General features: G+C 69.1%; 19 protein-coding genes. 16 read left to right on the forward strand and 3 right to left on the reverse strand.

Annotated elements, in window-relative coordinates; translation table 11 throughout:
* The first annotated feature begins 28 nt into the window (after window positions 1-28).
* The 5 genes from CCN51_RS19585 to CCN51_RS19605 all read left to right on the forward strand — a co-directional run bounded on the left by CCN51_RS19585 (window position 29) and on the right by CCN51_RS19605 (window position 3,403).
* Window positions 29-694, forward strand: coding sequence for a hypothetical protein (locus tag CCN51_RS19585; RefSeq protein WP_342749384.1), 666 nt, complete (start codon window positions 29-31; stop codon window positions 692-694).
* The gene (locus CCN51_RS19590) at window positions 694-1,401 is read left to right on the forward strand and encodes a hypothetical protein (protein ID WP_086859893.1); all 708 of its coding nucleotides are present in this window, start codon (window positions 694-696) and stop codon (window positions 1,399-1,401) included. Before CCN51_RS19585 ends, CCN51_RS19590 begins: the two co-directional genes overlap by 1 nt.
* A 3-nt stretch (window positions 1,402-1,404) precedes the next feature.
* Window positions 1,405-2,217, forward strand: a complete 813-nt coding sequence (locus tag CCN51_RS19595; protein ID WP_086859895.1) for a hypothetical protein — start codon at window positions 1,405-1,407, stop codon at window positions 2,215-2,217.
* A 13-nt stretch (window positions 2,218-2,230) separates the two neighbouring features.
* Entirely contained in the window at window positions 2,231-2,821 is a 591-nt protein-coding gene (locus CCN51_RS19600) for a hypothetical protein (protein ID WP_086859897.1), read from the forward strand.
* Window positions 2,822-3,025: 204 nt separating this feature from the next.
* Window positions 3,026-3,403, forward strand: coding sequence for a hypothetical protein (locus CCN51_RS19605; protein ID WP_086859899.1), 378 nt, complete (start codon window positions 3,026-3,028; stop codon window positions 3,401-3,403).
* 3 nt (window positions 3,404-3,406) lie between these two features.
* On the opposite strand, the gene CCN51_RS19610 is transcribed toward CCN51_RS19605, so the two are convergent.
* Window positions 3,407-4,231, reverse strand: a complete 825-nt coding sequence (locus CCN51_RS19610; RefSeq protein WP_086859901.1) for a hypothetical protein — start codon at window positions 4,229-4,231, stop codon at window positions 3,407-3,409.
* 116 nt (window positions 4,232-4,347) lie between these two features.
* Here CCN51_RS19610 and CCN51_RS19615 point away from each other — a divergent pair, with 116 nt between their 5' ends.
* The 11 genes from CCN51_RS19615 (at window position 4,348) to CCN51_RS19670 (ending at window position 16,296) form a co-directional block, all read left to right on the forward strand.
* A complete protein-coding gene (locus CCN51_RS19615) occupies window positions 4,348-4,887 on the forward strand; it encodes a hypothetical protein (RefSeq protein WP_086859903.1) in 540 nt (179 codons plus the stop codon).
* A gap of 318 nt (window positions 4,888-5,205) precedes the next feature.
* Window positions 5,206-8,145: a hypothetical protein gene (locus CCN51_RS19625; protein ID WP_086859906.1), complete on the forward strand. Its 2,940-nt coding sequence runs from the start codon at window positions 5,206-5,208 to the stop codon at window positions 8,143-8,145.
* 217 nt (window positions 8,146-8,362) lie between these two features.
* Window positions 8,363-9,652, forward strand: coding sequence for a hypothetical protein (locus CCN51_RS19630; protein WP_342749385.1), 1,290 nt, complete (start codon window positions 8,363-8,365; stop codon window positions 9,650-9,652).
* Between the two features lie 96 nt (window positions 9,653-9,748).
* Window positions 9,749-10,789, forward strand: coding sequence for a hypothetical protein (locus tag CCN51_RS19635; RefSeq protein WP_086859911.1), 1,041 nt, complete (start codon window positions 9,749-9,751; stop codon window positions 10,787-10,789).
* A gap of 1,126 nt (window positions 10,790-11,915) precedes the next feature.
* Window positions 11,916-12,560, forward strand: coding sequence for a glycine-rich domain-containing protein (locus CCN51_RS19640; protein WP_483883443.1), 645 nt, complete (start codon window positions 11,916-11,918; stop codon window positions 12,558-12,560).
* Between the two features lie 200 nt (window positions 12,561-12,760).
* Complete coding sequence (locus CCN51_RS19645) at window positions 12,761-13,750, forward strand: hypothetical protein (protein WP_143675846.1); 990 nt, start codon at window positions 12,761-12,763, stop codon at window positions 13,748-13,750.
* A 9-nt stretch (window positions 13,751-13,759) separates the two neighbouring features.
* Entirely contained in the window at window positions 13,760-14,101 is a 342-nt protein-coding gene (locus CCN51_RS19650; RefSeq protein ID WP_086859918.1) for a hypothetical protein, read from the forward strand.
* A 40-nt stretch (window positions 14,102-14,141) separates the two neighbouring features.
* Window positions 14,142-14,660, forward strand: a complete 519-nt coding sequence (locus tag CCN51_RS19655; RefSeq protein ID WP_086859920.1) for a hypothetical protein — start codon at window positions 14,142-14,144, stop codon at window positions 14,658-14,660.
* 81 nt (window positions 14,661-14,741) lie between these two features.
* Window positions 14,742-15,665, forward strand: coding sequence for an N-acetylmuramoyl-L-alanine amidase (locus CCN51_RS19660; protein ID WP_086859922.1), 924 nt, complete (start codon window positions 14,742-14,744; stop codon window positions 15,663-15,665).
* Window positions 15,666-15,680: 15 nt separating this feature from the next.
* Window positions 15,681-15,911 carry a holin gene (locus tag CCN51_RS19665; protein WP_086859924.1) on the forward strand — a complete coding sequence of 77 codons (231 nt, stop codon included), beginning with the start codon at window positions 15,681-15,683 and terminating at the stop codon, window positions 15,909-15,911.
* Between the two features lie 4 nt (window positions 15,912-15,915).
* Entirely contained in the window at window positions 15,916-16,296 is a 381-nt protein-coding gene (locus tag CCN51_RS19670; protein WP_245881648.1) for a hypothetical protein, read from the forward strand.
* Between the two features lie 160 nt (window positions 16,297-16,456).
* Here the strand turns inward: CCN51_RS19670 and CCN51_RS19675 are convergent, their stop codons facing one another.
* Window positions 16,457-17,311 carry a hypothetical protein gene (locus tag CCN51_RS19675; protein ID WP_086859928.1) on the reverse strand — a complete coding sequence of 285 codons (855 nt, stop codon included), beginning with the start codon at window positions 17,309-17,311 and terminating at the stop codon, window positions 16,457-16,459.
* On the reverse strand, window positions 17,298-17,731 hold a 434-nt coding region (locus tag CCN51_RS19680), incomplete at its 5' end, for a hypothetical protein (RefSeq protein ID WP_245881649.1). The genes CCN51_RS19680 and CCN51_RS19675, both read right to left, overlap by 14 nt.

Consider the following 17,731-nt stretch of genomic DNA (forward strand, 5'->3'; position numbering starts at 1 on the left):
CTGTCCCCTGATCGCTAACGCGGACGTTATGCGGATCACGCGCGTCGACCAGTGTGGAAACCCGGTGTGTGGCGACGACAACGGGTTCGTCTTCGAGTGCTTTTCCAGCCTCGCCATGAACGTGAACTCCGACGACGGCGACGATATCCAGTACAAGGCCGCGAACGGCAAGGTCTGCGGGTTCAAGCGGGGCTGCCCGACCTTCAACGGGCTGGATCTCGAAATCAATGTGTTCTCCGTGTCCCCGGAGATGATCGAGATCCTCACCGGCAACCCGGTATACCTCGGCTACGACGGCACCCCGATCGGCATCGACACCTGCTCCATCCAGTGCAACACCGGCTTCGCGCTGGAACTCTGGGCGGAGGTCCTGGGCGAGGAGTGCGATGACGGCGCCCAGGGCCAGTGGCTGTACTGGCTGATGCCCTGGGTCACCAACGGGATCATCGGCGACCTGGAGATCGGCTCGGAGGCCGTGACGCTCCAAATCACCGGCTCCACCCGTGCGGGCGGCTCCTGGGGCGTGGGCCCGTACGACGTGCAGTCGATCGACAAGGCCGGCACCCCGGGCCCGATGCTCACGCCGCTCGACTCGTCCTGCCACCGCAGGACGTTCATCACGACGATCGCGCCGCCGGAGCCGTCGTGTGACTACACGCCGGTCACCTGCGACTCCATGTCCCTCGCCTCGTAATGGAACTGCCGGACATCGTCGTTCCGGTGCGGGAGGGGGCCCACAACGAGCAGCTGCGGTACGCGCTGCGCTCGTGGACGGCCCACCTCCCGCACCGGCACGTGTGGATCGTCGGCTACCGGCCATGGTGGGCCGCCGGCGCCCGCCACATCCCCACCCACCAGCGCGGGCTCCCCTCGTACATCAACACGACGGCCGCGATGCGCGCCGCGTGCGAACACCCGAAGGTCTCCGACCCGTTCCTGTGGGCGAATGACGACTTCTTCGTCATGAGTCCGCAGCCCATGCCGTTCCCTGTCTTCAACCGCGGGCCGGTGCGTCAGGTGTTCGCCCAGTACGGCACCCGCTCCAGCGTGTACGTCGCGGCAATGCGGGAGACGCACGCCTTCCTCGTCGGCCTCGGGCATGCGGATCCGACGTCGTTCGAGCTGCACGTGCCGCTGCCGGTCCACAAGGAGGGCATGCTGCGGGCCCTGGAGGCCGGGCAGGGCCATGACATCCACAAGCGCACCGTGTACGGCGTACTGAACGGCATCACTGGCACGCCGATGCGGGACGTCAAGGTGGCCCGCCGCGGCCCTCAGTTCGACACCGCCTCCCCGTTCCTGTCCACGATGCCGGACAGCTTCCACAACGGGGCGGTCGGCCGGCTCATCCGCGATGCGTTCCCGCAGCCGAGCCCGTACGAGAAGCGTGGGAGGCGCTGACCCATGCCACTCCACACGGGCCCGTGCGAGCCGTGGCCGTTCGACCCGGTGTGCTGCAACCTCCCGGACGGCGTCGACCAGGAGGTCATCGACCGGCAGCGCGCCATCGCGACCCGCCTCCTGTGGGCGCTGTCCGGCCGACGCTGGGGGCCGTCGTGCCCGTTCACTGTGCGGCCGTGCCGGAAACGCTGCCTCGACTCCTCCCCGCTCACCGTGCGCGGTGAAACGGCCGGCCCGTGGATCCCGTACCTCGGCCGCGACGGAGCCTGGCGCAACGCTAGCGTGTGCGGCTGCCAGTCCGACTGTTCATGCGGTGAGCTGTGCGAAGTACGCCTCGAAGGCCCCGTGTACGACGTCGTGGCCGTGGAGCTCGACGGCGTGATGCTGCCGCGAGACGGTGCCTACCGTGTCGACGCGTCCGGGCTCCTCGTCCGTACGGACGGCGGGTGCTGGCCCGACTGCCAGGACATGGCCGCACCGTGCGGAAACCCGAACACCTTCTGCGTCACCTACCGGATTGGTCTGCCGCTCGATGAGGCGGCGATCGCCGCGTTCAGCTCATTGGTCTGCCACCTCGTCAAGGACTGCTCGGGCGGCTGCGGCTGCAAGGTCGCCTCGAATAAGGCCCTCAGTCGGCTGTCCCGGCAGGGCGTCGACCTGGAGTTCGCGGACCCGACGGTCATTTACTCGGAGATGCGGACCGGCATCCCGGCCGTCGACATGTGGCTGACCGCCGTCAACCCCTACCGGCAGACCTCCCCGAGCCGCGTCTACTCCCCGGACCTGAAGCGCCCGCGCCTCCAGGTTTGGCCATAGGGAGGGGGCTCGTATGGCATTGCATCCGCTCGCGATCCATGACCTCGCTGAGGCTGTCCTCGGCTGTGTGTGCGCGGCGCTGGAGGACACCGCGGCGAAGGTGGAGGGGCAACCGGCCTGCCCGGACTGCCGGACCTGCCTCGTGCCCGGCACACCGGCCTGGGACGGGTGTGAGGACCCGTGCACCGGGGAGGCCGGCGGGCAGCTGACGGTCAACGTGGCCCGTATCTACCCGTCGACCACCAGCTCGTTCCCGGCGGAGGACCGCACCGTGCGGGACTTGCGCGAGTGCGCGCCGCCCCCGGTGACCGCGGTGGAGCTGGTGGTCACGCTGCTGCGGTGCGCCCCGGGTCCCACCGAGCAGGGCTGTCCGCCGTCGTGCGAGGAGGAGGAGGCCGCCGCGCGGGTCCTGCACGTGGACCAGTTCACCGTCTACAACGCGCTGCTGTGCTGCGTGCCCCGCACCGGGGGCGGGCGCCGCGGCCGGCGGTTCGTGCTCGGCGCCTCCCGGGTCATGGGTCCGCAAGGCGGGTGCGTCGGTATAGAGCAGCGGGTCACCGCGGCGCTGCCGGGCTGCGACCCGTGCCCGGCGGGGGGCGGTTAGGGCCGCTCAGGTTTCCCTGCCCGGGTCCCCGGGCGGGGGTGGCTGCAACCGGAAGGAAGGGAGTGGTGACAGTGATCAACGTCCTGAACGACGTCCTCGTGTTCGTCAACGTGTTCATCAACGTGCTCTGACCGGCACGTGCGGGTGCCCCACGGCCTCACCAGGGCCGTGGGGCACCACACCACCAGACCAGAGGAGGCCGCTGTGAGTGTTGAGGTGACGATCGACCCGTCCCGGCTGGCGCGGCTCCTACGCCTACGTGGTGGACGGGCCGAGCGGCGGCTACGCGAGCGCACGGAACGTGTCGCGGACATCGCCCGGCGAGAGGCCCCCGGCAGCATGGGCAACTACATCTCATGGAAGGTGCAGGAGGGGCCGCGTGGCCTTCAAGGTGTGATTGTGTGCGATCACCCTGCGGTCAGGTACGTCCTCGACGGCACCCGCCCACACATCATCCGCCCCCGACGCGCGAGGGCACTGCGGTTCGAGGTCGACGGCCGTGTGGTGTTCTCCGCGTTCGTACGGCACCCCGGTACTCGGGCGAACAACTTCCTCGCTCGGGCACTGCGACTCGGCCGATGACTCTCAGGTGTGTCCGCTCGAATCAAGAACGCTGCGCGCTGACCTCACGAAGTCGAAGCGAGCCGCCTCCAGCGCTGACAGTAGAGGGAGGGGAGCATCGGGATCTTCCTCTTGGGGGTGCCTTAGATGCTCTTGCAGGACGTGCATCCCGTGGACGCGGTGCTCGGGCACCTGACGGAGGACAGCAATCGCCTCCTCCTTCAGCTCGCGGATACGCGAGGGCCCAGTCCCGTTGAGCTCTGCCTCCAGGACCGCGGGATCGCCGGGATACTCCAGGACGAGCGACAGGACTTCGTTGACGATCTCCATGAAGCGAAGCAGCGGGTGTCCCGGCTGGCTCCTCTGGCAGGTAGTCCGCAAGGTGTGCCGGGCATCTTCCAGTCGGGCTCGATACTGCCTGGCGCTGGCATACCGCTTGCAGTCAGAGGCTATGTTCCATGCCTGCACGGCGAGGTCGTCTGGACCCTCCAGTTGGATGACGAGCTTGGCGGCTTGAAGAGCATTGAGTGCTTCGTCAATAGCGGCGTTCTTCGATGCCAACTCTCCCGGCTCGAAGCCCTGTCCATTGCGGATCAGTGAGGCCGCAGCCGCCTGGACGTCATGCACGGCGAGGAGAAACGCCGAGTACGCGTCTCGTCGTAGGCCTCGCCGCCACTGGGAGTGTGCGGTCATGGCCTGTGCTCGAACGGCATCCAGCGCGGCGCTGTAGCTGGCATCAGCTGCGCGCACGGCACCGCGCATCTGCCAACGACCCACCACAAGCGCGATCGGAATGCCCGCTGCCGCCACAGCTGCCGCTGCGATGGCCCCGACCCCCTGCATATCCATGATCTGATCATGCCGTAGAGCGGCGTGCTGAAGGGCCCAGAGGATCGCGCCCGCTACCCTTCCACTGCGCTGCTGGTTTTGGGCCGGGCGAGGAGCGGGAGACAAGGACAAACCCCGTGCGGAAGAGCTTTGCCCTCCACACCGAACCCCACGTCGCCGACATCGGCGGGACAGAGCTGCTGTTCGCCCCGGAGGTCTTCGGGGATGAGTTCATGGACGCCTACGCCGAGCTGCGGGACGCGCAGAAGGCCAAGGGGGTGGACCTGGACAACCTCGGTGAGGCGGACCCCAGCGACGTGCGCCGCACCGCCCGGGGGGTGCGCCTGTTCCTGGCCCGGCAGATGCTGCCGGAGTCCTCGGAGCTGTTCCTGCGCCTGGACGTCAAGGACCAGGCCGACGCGGTGCTGGAGTCCTTCACCGACCTGGAGGCGGCGGAGGCGTACGTCGCCGAGCACCCGGGCACGCGCATCGTGGACGCCCTGCGGCTGCCCACCCGCGTAGTGGTGGAGCTGCTGGAGTGGGTCGTGGAGCTGTATGGGGGTGGTAACCGCCCTACTACGTCGTCTTCCGCATCCTCGACTCCGTCGCGGCAGGCTGGGAGGCGTTCGACGGGGGCCTCGCCCTCCAGGGCGTCAACCCGCACGACTGGCCGCTGAAGCGGCTGCTGAACGCCGCTGAGGTAGCCATGGATTCCGCGGCGAAGGACGACGCGGAACGGCAACGCAACCGGGCCCGGCTGTACGCCCCGCCGGACGGGGCGCGCCGGCGGCCACCTTCCGGGGGCGGACGTCCGCGCGGGGCGGCCAGTGTCGATGCGGGCCAGGCCCGGGCGCTCATGGCGCAGGCTGCTGCGGAGGAGGCACGCCTCCAAGGCCGGTAGGGCGGATAATCTGGAGATCACGGCAGGCCCGTAGGCGCTGCCGCAAGCCGCTGGTTCTGGGCCGGGCAACCACACGCGAAAGCGGGGTTGCCCGGTGGCCGGCGAGGACGAGGACTACGGGTCCGCCCGGATCACGATCACGCTGGACGACAGCGGGATCGTCCGGGACGCACGCGACCTCGGCATCCGCATCCAGCGGGCGCTTGACCGCGCGACGCGCAACGTCGGCGGCCAGATCCGTCGGAACATCCAGCGCGGCTTGAACGCCGCCTCTGTCACCGTCCGGGTCGACCCCGATCTCCGGCAGTTTGACGCGCAGCTCGTCAACGGGCTCCGCTCGCTCGACTCGATCAATGTCCCGGTAGCCCCCGACCTGACCGGCTTCGTCGAGCGGATCCGCGCCCTGCTCGCCGGCGAAGAGGTGAGCATCCGGGTCGTCCCCGACCTCGATGACTTCGACGCGCGGATCCGGGCGCACCGGGCGCCGGATGTGACGGTCAACGTCAACGCCGATGCGGACCGGCTGACGCGTGCGCTGCGTGGGCTGGGGGGTGTGGCGGGGGGCGTAGGCAGGGCGCTGACTGGTGTGCTGCGGCTTGGTGTCTTGGCTACGGCTGTGACCGATGCTGCTGGGGCGGTGGCTGGTCTGGTGTCCGCGCTGGCGCCGGCCGCGGGTGCTATCGCTGCGCTGCCTGCGGCTGCGGGCGCGGCGCAGGTGGCGATGGGCGCGCTGCGGTTGGCGACGCTGGGCGTGGGCGATGCGCTGGAGGCCGCATTCGGGGGCGACGCAGCGAAGTTTGAGGAGGCTGTTCAGAACCTTGCTCCGGCGGCTCAGGATGCGGCGCGGGCGGTCCGTGATCTGGTGCCGGAGTTGCGGGCGGTACAGCAGCAGGTGCAGCAGGCGTTCTTTCAGCAGTTCGCCGGGCAGATTGACGCCGCGGTCCGGAACCTCACGCCGCTGCGGGAGGGCCTATCCGGGGTTGCCACGGAGTTCGGCCGGGCCGCGTCGGAAGGGCTGCGGTTCGCGGCCTCTCAGGACGCCGTGAGGCCCCTTCAGGGGCTCATTGAGGGCACGCGCCGGGCGGTGTCCGGGCTCCAGACGGCGGTTGCGCCGCTCGCCAAGGGGTTTCTCGACGTTGCGGCTGCCGTCGCCGCGGCATTCGGCCCGCAGGTCGGGGAAGCGATCGGCGAGGTTGGTGCGCGGATCGGGACCGCGCTGTCTGTGTCCGCAGCATCGGGGCGCGCGGTTGAAGCGGTACGCGGGGCCGTAGAGGTCTTCCAGCAGCTCGGTGACATTGCGCGGAACGTCGGGGACATCATCGGCGGCGTGTTCCGCGCGGCGGACACGTCGGGCGGAGGACTGCTCACGCGGTTGGAGGAGGTTACGCAGGCGTTCTCCGACTTCGTAAACAGTGATACCGGGCAGACGGCTATCGGGAACCTGTTCGGCACGCTGTCCACCATCGGCCAGCAGCTGGGGCCGATCTTCGCGGCGCTGGTCACACAGGTGGGTGCGATTGCTCCGGCGTTGGCGGGGGTGTTCGAGGCGATTGGCCCGGCGATCACAGGGTTGATCAATTCGGTGGGGCCTGCGATTGCCTCGCTGGGCCCGGGGTTGCAGTCGGTAGCTGAGGGGTTGGCGGGAGCGTTCGAGGCGGTGGGGCCTGCGTTGGGCCCGCTCGCCTCGGCCCTGGGCGAGATCTTGTCGGCTGTCGCGCCTTTGCTGCCGCTGGTGGGGAATTTGGCGGCGACGCTGGCGGGGGCGCTGGCGCCGGTCCTTCAGCTTGTTGCCCAGGCGTTGGGGCCGGTCATTGACGCTCTGGCCGGTGCCTTGGCTCCGGTGTTGCCTCCGTTGGCAGAGGCGTTCACCACGTTGGTGACGGCGTTGACGCCGCTGGCGACGACGATAGGTCAGGCTTTGGCTGACATTCTGACGGCGCTGGCTCCGGCGCTATTGCAGGTGGCTACGTTTGTCGGGCAGTTGGCGGCAGCGTTCGCGCCATTGATTGAGCAATGGGTGTCGGCCCTTATGCCGGTACTGCCTCCGCTGGTGGAGGCGTTCAGCGCGTTGCTGACGGCGTTGCTTCCGATTCTCCCGCCGATTCTCCAGTTGGTGCAGGCATTGACGCCACTGCTCTCGCTGGCCCTTCAGTTGTTGGCGCCGATTTTGCAGATTGCAGCTGCGTTTGTGTCGTGGGTGGCCATTCAGGTGGTGGTGCCGATCATTCAAGGTGTGGTGACGGTTCTGTCGGCGATCGTCACAACGCTGGCAAATGTGATCACGGGTATCTCTGGGTTTGTGAGTAGCGTCATCTCGTTCTTCTCGAACCTGGGGACAACTGTGTCTGGGCTGGTATCGGGAATGATTTCAGCTGTGGTCGGGTTCTTCGCGGGCTTGCCGGGCCGTGTTGGTGGGGCTATTTCGACGGTGGTGAGCACGGTGACGGGAGTGTTCACACGGGCCAAGTCGGCCGCTGTGAGTGCGGTAACGGGGCTGATGTCGAGCGTCGTTGGGTTCTTCCGTGGCTTGCCAGGGAAGATCGGTTCCGCTCTTTCTGGGGTGGGTTCGAAGATCGCCGGAGTGTTCCGGTCGGCGGGGGCTGGGGTGAAGTCGGCGGTGAGCAGCCTGATCAGCGGTATCGCGACTCTGTTCACTTCCCTGCCCGGCAAGATCATTTCGGCGTTGGGGAACATCGGGTCGAAGATCACCAGCGCCATCAAGAACAGCCTTCCAGGGCCGATCAGGAAAGTGCTGCCGTTCGCGAACGGCGGCATTGTCTACGGCCCTACACATGCGTTGATAGGCGAGGCCGGCCCCGAGGTGGTCATCCCGCTCTCCAGGCCGCAGCGCGCCCGGCAGCTCGCCGAGCAAGCGAATCTCTCCGAACTCCTCGGCTGGGACAAAGCCTCACCCGAGAAGTCCAGCAGCGGCGGCGTGACGATCGCGCCGGTCTTCAACATGACCGCCGTCGGTGACCCGGAGATGACCGCCCGCCGCGTGCTGCGCCGACTGTCGATGGCCTACGCGCTCTGACTCATCCACCCCCGCAGGGGTCCCCTAAGCTGAGATCGCTGCTGGTTGTGGGCCGGGCGACCACCGCGACGGAGGTACGCCCGTGCTGGCCGACTTCATCGAAATCGGCGGCGTCGAGATCGTCAATCACGCCCGGTTGCGACAGTACCTCCAGACAGTCGGGTCACCCCTGACGTCCGGGGCCAGCATTTGCGCCTGTGACAGCCTGACAGCCGAAGTGCTGGACCACCTTCCCTACACGACGCCGGAGCAAGACGCCGCCCCCTGGTGGGACCCGGACGTGCCAGAGTCGGAGGACTTCGCCGGCCTCCTGGTGCTCTCCGCCGAGGGCCTGGACGACTACCCGGTCAAACGGACCGTGACGAACGCAGTCGTCGGCGGAGGCAGCATCGGCCCGGCCCGCACACTCCCGCGCACGATCACAGTGACCGGCCTCCTCCTCGGCGCAACGTGCTGCGCTGTGGACTACGGCCTTCACTGGCTCGCGGAGGCGCTGCAAGGCTGCACTGGCGGGCAGTGCGACGGGGACTGCCTCACCCTCTACAACTGCTGTCCTACGGAGGACATGGCCCCGGAGGAGTTCAACGCGCGGCACCGCCGGTCGCTGCGCCGTGTCGCCCTGGTCGACGGGCCGCGCGTCATCTCCCGCACCGGCGACGGCTGCACCGGCGGCCAGTGCTCATCCGGGGCGGACATCGTGACCGTTGAGTTCGTCCTCACCGCCGGCGCCCCGTGGCTGTGGACCGACCCGACGCCGATCCTGGCCGTCACGCCGCCGGCCGACGACAGCGACGAGTGCGTGACCTGGTGCCTGCACGGTGCACCCACGCCGACGTACTGCCTGCCAGTCGCCGAGGACTGCCCGCCCGGCACGGTCGCGGCCGCGGTAGTCGACGGCGGGTGCGGCAGCGGCTGGCCGGTCCACGAGGAGGAGCCGGAAGTCCCGTGCACCGGGTGCCGTTTCGCGCGGTGTCCCGATCCGACGGCTCGTTGCGGGGACCCGTCATGCACGCCACCGGCGCCGCCCGTGCCCACCTTGCCGGAGACCTGTTTCTGCCTGCCGCTCGCCGTGGAGCGCGAGTGCTACGAGATGGATCTCTCCCACCGGCCGGGGTGGTCGGTCGACGCCCCGATGATCACCGTGCGGGCGGGGAGCAGTGACCTGCGGAACCTGACGATCACGTTCTACGAGCGGTCGCCGGGCCACGACGACCTGACCTGTGCCCAGATCGCCGACCTGGAGCGGTGCAACCCGCACTCGGTCTACCACGTGGCTTTCGTACCCGCGGGCGGCGCCCTGACCCTGGACGGTCAGGTCGGCCGCGCCCTGGTCGAGTGCGGCGGCGTGTGTGAGTCCTCCCCGGACGTCTACGGCCGCGACGGGACGCCCCCGACGTGGGCGCCGTTCGGCTGCGCCACGTACTGCGTGTGCATCGAGTCGGACGTCCAGAACCCACCGGCCCCCGATGCGCTCGTGACCGTTGCCGTGTCGGGGCGCGGGTACTGACCTGCCTGCCGCGCCCCGGGGCTGCCGTACGGCCGACGGCTACCCTGGGGCTGCCGCTGGTTGTGGGCCGGGCTCCTTCCTCACACGAGGGGCCCCATGGCTGTTGCCGGGTGCGGTACGCATACCGCGGAGATCATCGACCAGTCCGGTGCGACGGTGTCCGCCGCGGACATCCTCACCGAAGTCGAGTGGACGCGGATCCTGGACGAGACCAGCACGGCGCGCATCGTGGTCACCCCTGATGGGGATTGCTGCGAGCGGCTGGGACGCGTCCGCTCCTGGCGGCACAAGCTGATGGTCTACCGCGACGGGGTGTTCGTGTGGGGCGGCCCGATCATCCAAGTCGAATGGTCGCTCGGCCAGGTCGAGATCTGGGCCGGCGACATCCTCGCGTGGCTGGACCGGCGCGTCCCCCACGAGGACATCGCGTTCGGGGACTCGGATCTCACCGACATCGCGGCCTGGCTCGTCTCGGACGCTTTCGCGCCCGACGACCCCGGGCACTCCGTACAGGTGATCGCCCCGGCCGGGGTCCGTGGCGCGCGCCGGTACATCAAGGACGTGGGGCAGACCGGCGACCACCTCCGCGACCTGGCGGAGACCGGCCTGGACTACACCGCGGTCGGGGACACCATCGTCCTCCTGCCGGAAACCCACACAGCGAGCGTCGGACGTCTCACCGACGCCGACCTCCCGGACGGCCTGGTCGTCGCCGAGGACGGCACAGCTCTCGCCACCCGGTGGGTCGTCGCCGGCGACGATGACGGCGATGTTCTCGGGGAGGCCGGCGGCCCGCACGAGTACTACGGCTTGTTGGAGCGCTACCTCCAGCAGACCTCGATCCCCGACGACACGTCGGCCGCCGCGGCGGCCCGCTCCAAGCTCCGGTCGAGCTTGCCGGTGCCGGTGGTCATCGACTCCCAGGAGGTCACTATCAGTCCGCAGGCGGCGGTCGACGTCCCGAAGCTCGTGCCCGGCTGGTGCCTGGACATCACGAGCGCGCAGACATGCCGGACGATCACGCAGCGCCTGAAGATCACCGGCGTGAAAGTGACAGAGAACGGCGGCACCGAGAGCACGCCGGGCAGCGAGAGCGTCCAGGTCCAAGTGGCCGCGACCGGCGCGGAGGCTGGCTGATGGCGCTTCGTGGAGGCCCGGCCCGCCGGATGCCCGGCAACCCGCTCGGCGGTATGCTCCGCGACCTTGACCGGCGCACCCGCACGACCACGCGCCGCGCCAGCCGCCCCCGCTCCGCAGACACCCTTGCAGAGGCGGCTATCGAGCCGCGCACGGGCCCGCGAGGCGAGCGCGGCCCCGCTGGTCCCCCCGGCCCGCCGGGACCCTCGACAACAACCGTCACGGTCGCAGTGACGGGGGAAGACGGCCGCGCCCGCTGGGAGTTCACCACCCCCTACTCGCAGCCGCCCGTCCTCGCAGCGCTTCCCGTCGACCCCGATCCGGACGGGGACCGCAGCGTCACCGTCACCTTGGAAGAGGTCACCACCACGTACGCGGTCGTTCGGGTCTGGCGGACCCGTCCCCGTTGTGGGCAGGGCGTTGCCAACGCTGCCGGTCCCGGCGTCGCAGTGCACCTGGTGGCTTTTGCGGTAGCGCCACACCGGCGCGGTTAATCCCGCTTCTGGCCATCCGCGTGCTGGCTGCACGCACAGTGGGGGCGATCGATAAGGACGGCGGTGATGGTGGCGAACGCAGTAATCGCCGCAGCGATGATCTCCATGACTTCCTCGCAAAATCGAATTTCAGCGCCGAGTTGCGCTGTGTCATCAGAATGGCCCCGCGCCGGGTGGTGTGCAACGTCAGGGCGGGGATGGTCAGTCGGGAATCATCAATCCGAAATCCCCTATCGGAAAGCACTTGTTGGAAAGGTCCCCTTGTTTGCTGTCGGAACCCCCGTGTTTCATGGGAAAATCTCCGTGTCTCTAAGGGAAACGGCTGCGCCTGTGCTGAAATCGACGTTCATGAATCCGGAATCCTGCGAATCTCGCGGAAATGAAAAGGTTCCGAAGTCGTCTGAAACCCGCATCCATGGCTGGAAAGCGACGCCGGGACGTGGCCTCGCCGCGAGTCGCCATCGCGCGCAGACCGGGGAGCGTGGCCGGCCGTCGCTAGGCTGCTGGGTAGCCGCTGGTTGTGGGCCGGGCCGCCGTTTCTCGTATAGGGGTGCTGTGTGGCCAGCGTGTGCGTGTGCTCGGACTACTTCGTCGTCGATGCGGATGGGGAGCTTTGCCTCAGGCCCGGGAGCATGGGCCTGCGCCAGGTCCTGACGTTCAAGGACCCAGGTACACGCCAGTTCAGGAAGACCGCCTATCCGTGGCTGGCCCGGGTGTTCGTCCGTGTCCAGGGGGGCGGTGGAGGAGCGGCCGGGGCGAACGCTGCGGCGAATGAGTGCATCGTGCGGCCCGGCGGTGCCGGCGGCGGCTACTCGGAGTCGCTGATCGAGGCATCCGCGCTCGGCGTGGTGGAAACCGTCGTCGTGGGCGCGGGCGGTACTGCCGGGACGACCAATCAGGCCGGAGGGGCTGGCGGCACCAGCTCCTTCGGCGGGTTCGTCACCGCGCCGGGTGGAGACGGCGGCGGCGCCGTCCAGACCTCTGGCACGGCGATGGACGTCAGCTCTGCCGTGCCGGGGCCGTTCGCTGGGACGGGGCAGTGGGCGACGGGTGGCGGAGCAGGTGGCGGAGCGATCCGCCTGAACGGTACCAACGGCCTCAGCGGCGGCGGTGGCGATTCGAAGCTCGGGCACGGCGGGTTCGCCCGCGCATCCTCGGGCGCCGGGACCGCGCCCCGCGGGTACGGCGGTGGCGCGGGTGGCGGACTGTCCTACGGCGACGCTGAGACCGGGGCTGCGGGTGGTGACGGCATCGTGATCGTGGAGCTCTACGGCTGACCCCGGACACTGTCCGGACACGCATGTCCGGACGGTATCCGAGCTGGTCAGCGCGGCCTCCGTGCCACTGTCCGGCTATCCGCCACGCGGTGCCCGCCTCGGCGTCCGGATACTGCCCGGACACCGCGGTCGATAGACTCCCTCACGCCGCTGGTTGTGGGCCGGGCCAAGACCGAACCTCCGAAGGAGGGGTGAGCATCTTGGCGCGCTGCGGCTGTGGTGGCGGTCAGTGCAACTGCCTTGTCGTGGCCGGAGAGGGCACCACCGTTGACGGCTCCGGCAGTGTGGCGAACCCCTACATCGTCAGCGCGGAGCCCGTCACGTGCGACCAGGTGCGCCCGTGCTTCTCCGCCGGGGACGGCGCAGCCTACGACGCGGCTACGGGTGTCATCTCCGCCCGCCCCTCCACCGACACGGGTAACGGCCTGGAACTCGGCAGTGACGGCGGCCTCATGGTCCCCGGGGGCGTCGACTGCGACGAGGCGCGCGCCTGCTTCTCGGCTGGGGACGGCGCGGCTTATGACGTGGCTACCGGTGTTATCTCTGCCCGTGCCTCGGCCGACGCGGGCAACAACCTCGCGATCGGCGGCGATGGTGGCCTGTTCGTGCCGACCGGCGCCGCGACGGTGACAGCTGGGTGCGGGCTCACCGGCGATGGGTCCGGCAGTGCTCCGTTGGCGGTTTCGACCGGAACCTGGCCGTACCCGTGTGATCCGGCATCTGTCGGCGGGGTCGTGGTCTGTGACGCGAACGGTGTGCTGCGGTCCGAGCCGCGCGGGCGGGTTTCGTTCACCTCGTACAGCGAGTCGCGGACCTATGCCGATCTCACTGTGCCGTCCGCAGCCGACACCGTCGTCGATACCTTCACCACCACGGCGACGAATCCGGACCCGTGCCGGGGCGCCCTGCTGCTGGTCGAGCGGGAGGTGGACGCCTTCTTCACTCTGCCCGCTGGGGCTGGCGCTTCGTACGGGCAGGACACTGACGGGGTCTACTACTTGCGGAACACCGGCTCGTCGACCATGACAGGCGCCCATACGCAGACGACGAAGCTCTACCAGCACACGCTGTCGCTGGCGCCCGGTGCGACGGCGACGGTCAACCTGCCCGTGACCATGGGCCGAGGGTCGGGCGGGGCGACGTACGACCGCATTCAGGTGTTCATCCGCGCATTGCTCATCAGTCTGTGAGGGAGGATCATGCCCATCGTTGACGGCGCCGAGCCGGCCGGGCACACCGCGACGTATTACGTGGTCTACGACGACGGCACCGCTGGCCTGATCAAGGTCACGGGCGGGCACGAGCCGCCGCAACTCGCGCGGCCGGGCACTCTTGTGCCCGCGACCCGCTACGGGGCGCGCCTCGAGGAACTGACGGCGGACCACGCTGCGTACGTCGCTCAGCTCCAGGCGGCGGACGAGGTCCGGACGCGACAGGACTACGAGGCGCTGCTGGGCGCCGGCGTGCCGGAGGAGAACGCGCGCCGGATGTCCGGGCACATGGCATCGGAGGCCGACGGCCCGCACAGCGGCGATGGCTAGACTCCCGGGCCGAACCTCAGGCGAGGAGGGAAGGGCTGGTATGGCCGGGAGCACAGTCCTCACGAACGGGGTGCAGGTGTGTTCTCTCAAGCGGGACACGCCCCAGCTCATCCAGCAGAACGTGTACGCAGTCGTCCGGTTCCCGTTTGGGGCGGCCGAGCCGAGCGACCGGCTCGGGATGCATCAGGTGATCCAGCCGGATGGCTACGTGGTCACCGCGTGGGACGTTGACGATCGGTCGGGCCTGATCTGGCCGTCGAAATGCGGTTGGGGCCATCTGTACGCCGTGATCCAGTGGGAGGCGCCCACGGAGACGAGCGGCCAGTACACGGAGTTGCGCGACCAGTACGCGCGTGACCCGCTCGGCATCAACGCCGTGATCGACACCACGGCGACGGACCATCGGGCACCCACGCCGGGCGCCCAGTTCTTCACCAAGAGCCACGGCATTTACGTGACCCCCTCGACGCCGCTCGCGCTGCGCGTCAGGCACAACGCATCTGGCCCGCTGAACCTGACGCTCGCGGAGTTCAAGTTGGCCATCCACGAGGCGGCCTGATCCCCGGGCGTCCTCCCTGCTCGTACAGTTGTCCGTAGCTGCTGGTTGTGGGCCGAGCTCCTGAACACAAGGAGGGCTCGCGTGGCCATACCCATGACCGCCGCCCAGTTCGCTGACGCTCTGCGCGCCGAGGGCCTGACCGTCGTTGAGGTCGGCAACTGGGAGATCCACAACCGCAACAGCAAGGGCCCGTGGGGCCCGGTGCATGGTGTGGTGATCCACCACACCGTCACCCGAGGCACCGCTACCACTGTGGACATCGTCCGCGACGGGTACAGCGGGCTGCCCGGCCCGCTCTGCCACGGAATGATCGCCAAGGACGGCAGCATCTACCTCGTCGGCTACGGCCGCGCCAACCACGCCGGGCTGGGTGATGACGATGTGTTGCGGGCCGTCATCGCCGAGCAGGGCCTGCCCGTCGACAACGAGGCCAACACCGACGGCAACCGCGCCTTCTACGGCTTCGAGTGTGAGAACCTCGGCGACGGTGAGGACCCGTGGCCCGCGGCCCAACTGGAGGCCATCGAGCGGGTATCGGCCGCCATCTGTCGGCACCACGGGTGGACGGCCCGTTCCGTCATCGGTCACCTGGAGTGGCAGCCGGGCAAGCAGGACCCGCGCGGTTTCACCATGGCGAGCATGCGCGAGCGGATCGCCAAGCGCCTCGGTCAGGCGGCGCCCTCCAAGCCGCTGCCGACGCCGAAGCGTCCGAAGGTCTCCCTGTCCCGGCTCATCAAGGCCGCCAAGACGGACCCGGGCAAGCAGGGGACGCCGGAGTCGTACGCCGGGACGAGGATCGTTGAGGCGGCCCTCGTGGATGAGGGGCTCCTCGCGCGGAAACGGCTGGATGGCCACTACGGCACGGACACCATCGAGGCCATGAGCGAGTGGCAGGAGCGATGCGGCTACCGCGGCCGCAAGCCCGGACAGGCCGCCGACGGCATCCCCGGCCGCGACTCCCTCACCCGGCTGGGCCGCAAGCACGGATTCGACGTCATCGGCTGAAAGGACCTTGCGACCATGGCAAACGGACCCATCGAACGGAAGGTGAGCGCGGCAAGCGCCGCGGCCTACCTCGCGTCGACCGGCCTCCTCGGCATCCTCGCCGCGGTGCAGGACAACGCCCGGCTGCTGGAGTGGATGCCCGACAGCCTCAGCCCGTTCGTGCTGGCGATCGTGCCCACGCTCACTACCTTTGCCGCCGGGTGGAAGGCCAAGCACACCCCGCGCGACGCCAGAGCCGAGGGGTGATCCCGTGGTGACCGGCATCCCGGCCCTCGACACAGCGCTGGTGTGGGGTGGCGCCGTATCCGCCCTTGCCGCTGTCGGCACCGTTGTGTGGCGGGGACTTCGCGGCGTGCTCCACCTCGGCCGGCGGGTGAACCAGTTCATGGACGACTGGGCCGGAGAGGAAGCGCGCCCCGGGGTGCCGGGCCGCCCGGGGGTCATGGCACGGGTGAGCGCGATCGAGGACCGGCTACAGCGGGTGGAACACGAGCTCTACCCGAACAGTGGCGGCAGCCTTCGGGACGCCGTGGACCTGGCAAACCAGCGGCTTGCCCGGCTGTGCCTCGATGAGGAGGAAGGCGGTACGACCGATCCGCAAGCACCGCCGCCCAGCCCGACAGCCCCCTAACGATCACTTCCGCGGTTGTGTGGCACTGATGAGCGGGGACTACTCGGCCACTGTCACCGTGTTCTGGTCTGGATCGGAGTCGTTACCCGCGGATAGCGGGACGGGGTCCTGCCAACCGTACTTCTGTGCCTGGCGTTGGCTGCGGGGCCGGGCCCGGCGGTCAGGCGGCGAAGGCGAAGTAGGTGCCGACCGTGAGGCCGGAGAAGGTGAGTAGCTGGCGGGGCTTGAGGCAGGTGAAGGCCGCGTGCATCCCGATACCGGCGACAACGGCGTACGGCATCGTACGGGGGAAGAGCAGTGCGGGCGGCAGCGCGATCTCCGCCGAGATGACGGTGACCGCGACCAGGCGCCAGAGGCGGACGTCCCGGTCGGTGAGGTTGCCCGTGTGACGGCGGACGAAGCCGGGGACGGCGTACTGGCGCCGGTAGGGCAGCTGGTCCCTGACCTGCGTGTAGGTATGAATCCACTGGGCAAGGTAGAGGCCGGTACGGAACTGGGGAGAGCGGATTTTCTGCCAGGCGCTGTTCCAGTAGATGTCGGTGGTGACCAGCACGAGGAGGCACCGAGCCCAGGTGTTCGCCGGGCTCAGGCCGTGTTCGACGTGCAGGCCGCGGCCGAGGTCTCCGGCGAGCAGCAGGCAGACGCCGGTCAGCAGGGTGTAGCGGACAGCGTTGGGGCTCTTGAGGTACAGCAGTTCCATCGCAGCCCCGGGCAGGACCACCAGCAGCGCGAGGCGGGGGGCAAGCCCGAGCGCCAGGGCTAGGGCGGCGCATGTACGGACGATGAGCGCGGGCCGGTAGATGCTGATCAGGAGACGGGACCGGGCAGGGCCGAGGCGCCGCTCGGCGATGTGGGCGTTGAGCGAGCCGGGAGTCAGGCGGTCCCAGCCGCCCTGGTCGAAGGCGAGGGCGAACCGCGCGGTGAGCACGGTACCGAAGATGATCCGGAACCACTGGAGGTGTCCGGGGTCGGTGGGGTGCTGGAAGCCGGAGGCGAGGGCGTCAAAGAACCACACGGCTGCTCCTCACCTCCACGGGCTGCTCGCCGCGGGCGGACAGGACGCGGCCGTGGCCGTCGATCCGGTCGTACCGGCCGCTGCCGATGAGGTGGTCGAGGATCGTCTGGAGCTGGGGCGGGCCGAGGATGAAGCTGCCCGGGGAGAGGTAGTCGTAGACGTTCACCGGCTCGGTGCGGCCGTCCTTGGTGCCGGTGAGCGAGATGATCGTGAAGGTGGCCCGGCAGAACATCTTCCAGCGCAGCCAGCGGCCGGGCAGGCGGGTGAAGCCGGTGATCATCCACGCCACCAGGCCGAGGGTGACGGCGATCTGGACAGTGGACAGCACGGATGCGTGCATGGGCAGGAACCTCCGGGCGTGGAGGGGAAGGTGAAGAGGGCGGCCCGCGCGGGGCGGGGCGCCCTCTTCACCTTCCCCTC

This window comes from Streptomyces milbemycinicus (assembly GCF_002154605.1).
Lineage (GTDB): Bacteria > Actinomycetota > Actinomycetes > Streptomycetales > Streptomycetaceae > Streptomyces > Streptomyces milbemycinicus.

What these genes read in the sequence shown, in the direction of transcription:
- CCN51_RS19665 (WP_086859924.1), top strand. Translation starts at nt 15,681, where the DNA reads ATGGCAAACGGACCCATCGAACGGAAGGTGAGCGCGGCAAGCGCCGCG.
- CCN51_RS19635 (WP_086859911.1), top strand. Translation starts at nt 9,749, where the DNA reads ATGGCTGTTGCCGGGTGCGGTACGCATACCGCGGAGATCATCGACCAG.
- CCN51_RS19585 (WP_342749384.1), top strand. Translation starts at nt 29, where the DNA reads ATGCGGATCACGCGCGTCGACCAGTGTGGAAACCCGGTGTGTGGCGAC.
- CCN51_RS19650 (WP_086859918.1), top strand. Translation starts at nt 13,760, where the DNA reads ATGCCCATCGTTGACGGCGCCGAGCCGGCCGGGCACACCGCGACGTAT.
- CCN51_RS19590 (WP_086859893.1), top strand. Translation starts at nt 694, where the DNA reads ATGGAACTGCCGGACATCGTCGTTCCGGTGCGGGAGGGGGCCCACAAC.
- CCN51_RS19655 (WP_086859920.1), top strand. Translation starts at nt 14,142, where the DNA reads ATGGCCGGGAGCACAGTCCTCACGAACGGGGTGCAGGTGTGTTCTCTC.
- CCN51_RS19600 (WP_086859897.1), top strand. Translation starts at nt 2,231, where the DNA reads ATGGCATTGCATCCGCTCGCGATCCATGACCTCGCTGAGGCTGTCCTC.
- CCN51_RS19640 (WP_483883443.1), top strand. Translation starts at nt 11,916, where the DNA reads ATGGGCCTGCGCCAGGTCCTGACGTTCAAGGACCCAGGTACACGCCAG.
- CCN51_RS19595 (WP_086859895.1), top strand. Translation starts at nt 1,405, where the DNA reads ATGCCACTCCACACGGGCCCGTGCGAGCCGTGGCCGTTCGACCCGGTG.
- CCN51_RS19610 (WP_086859901.1), bottom strand. Translation starts at nt 4,231, where the DNA reads ATGGATATGCAGGGGGTCGGGGCCATCGCAGCGGCAGCTGTGGCGGCA.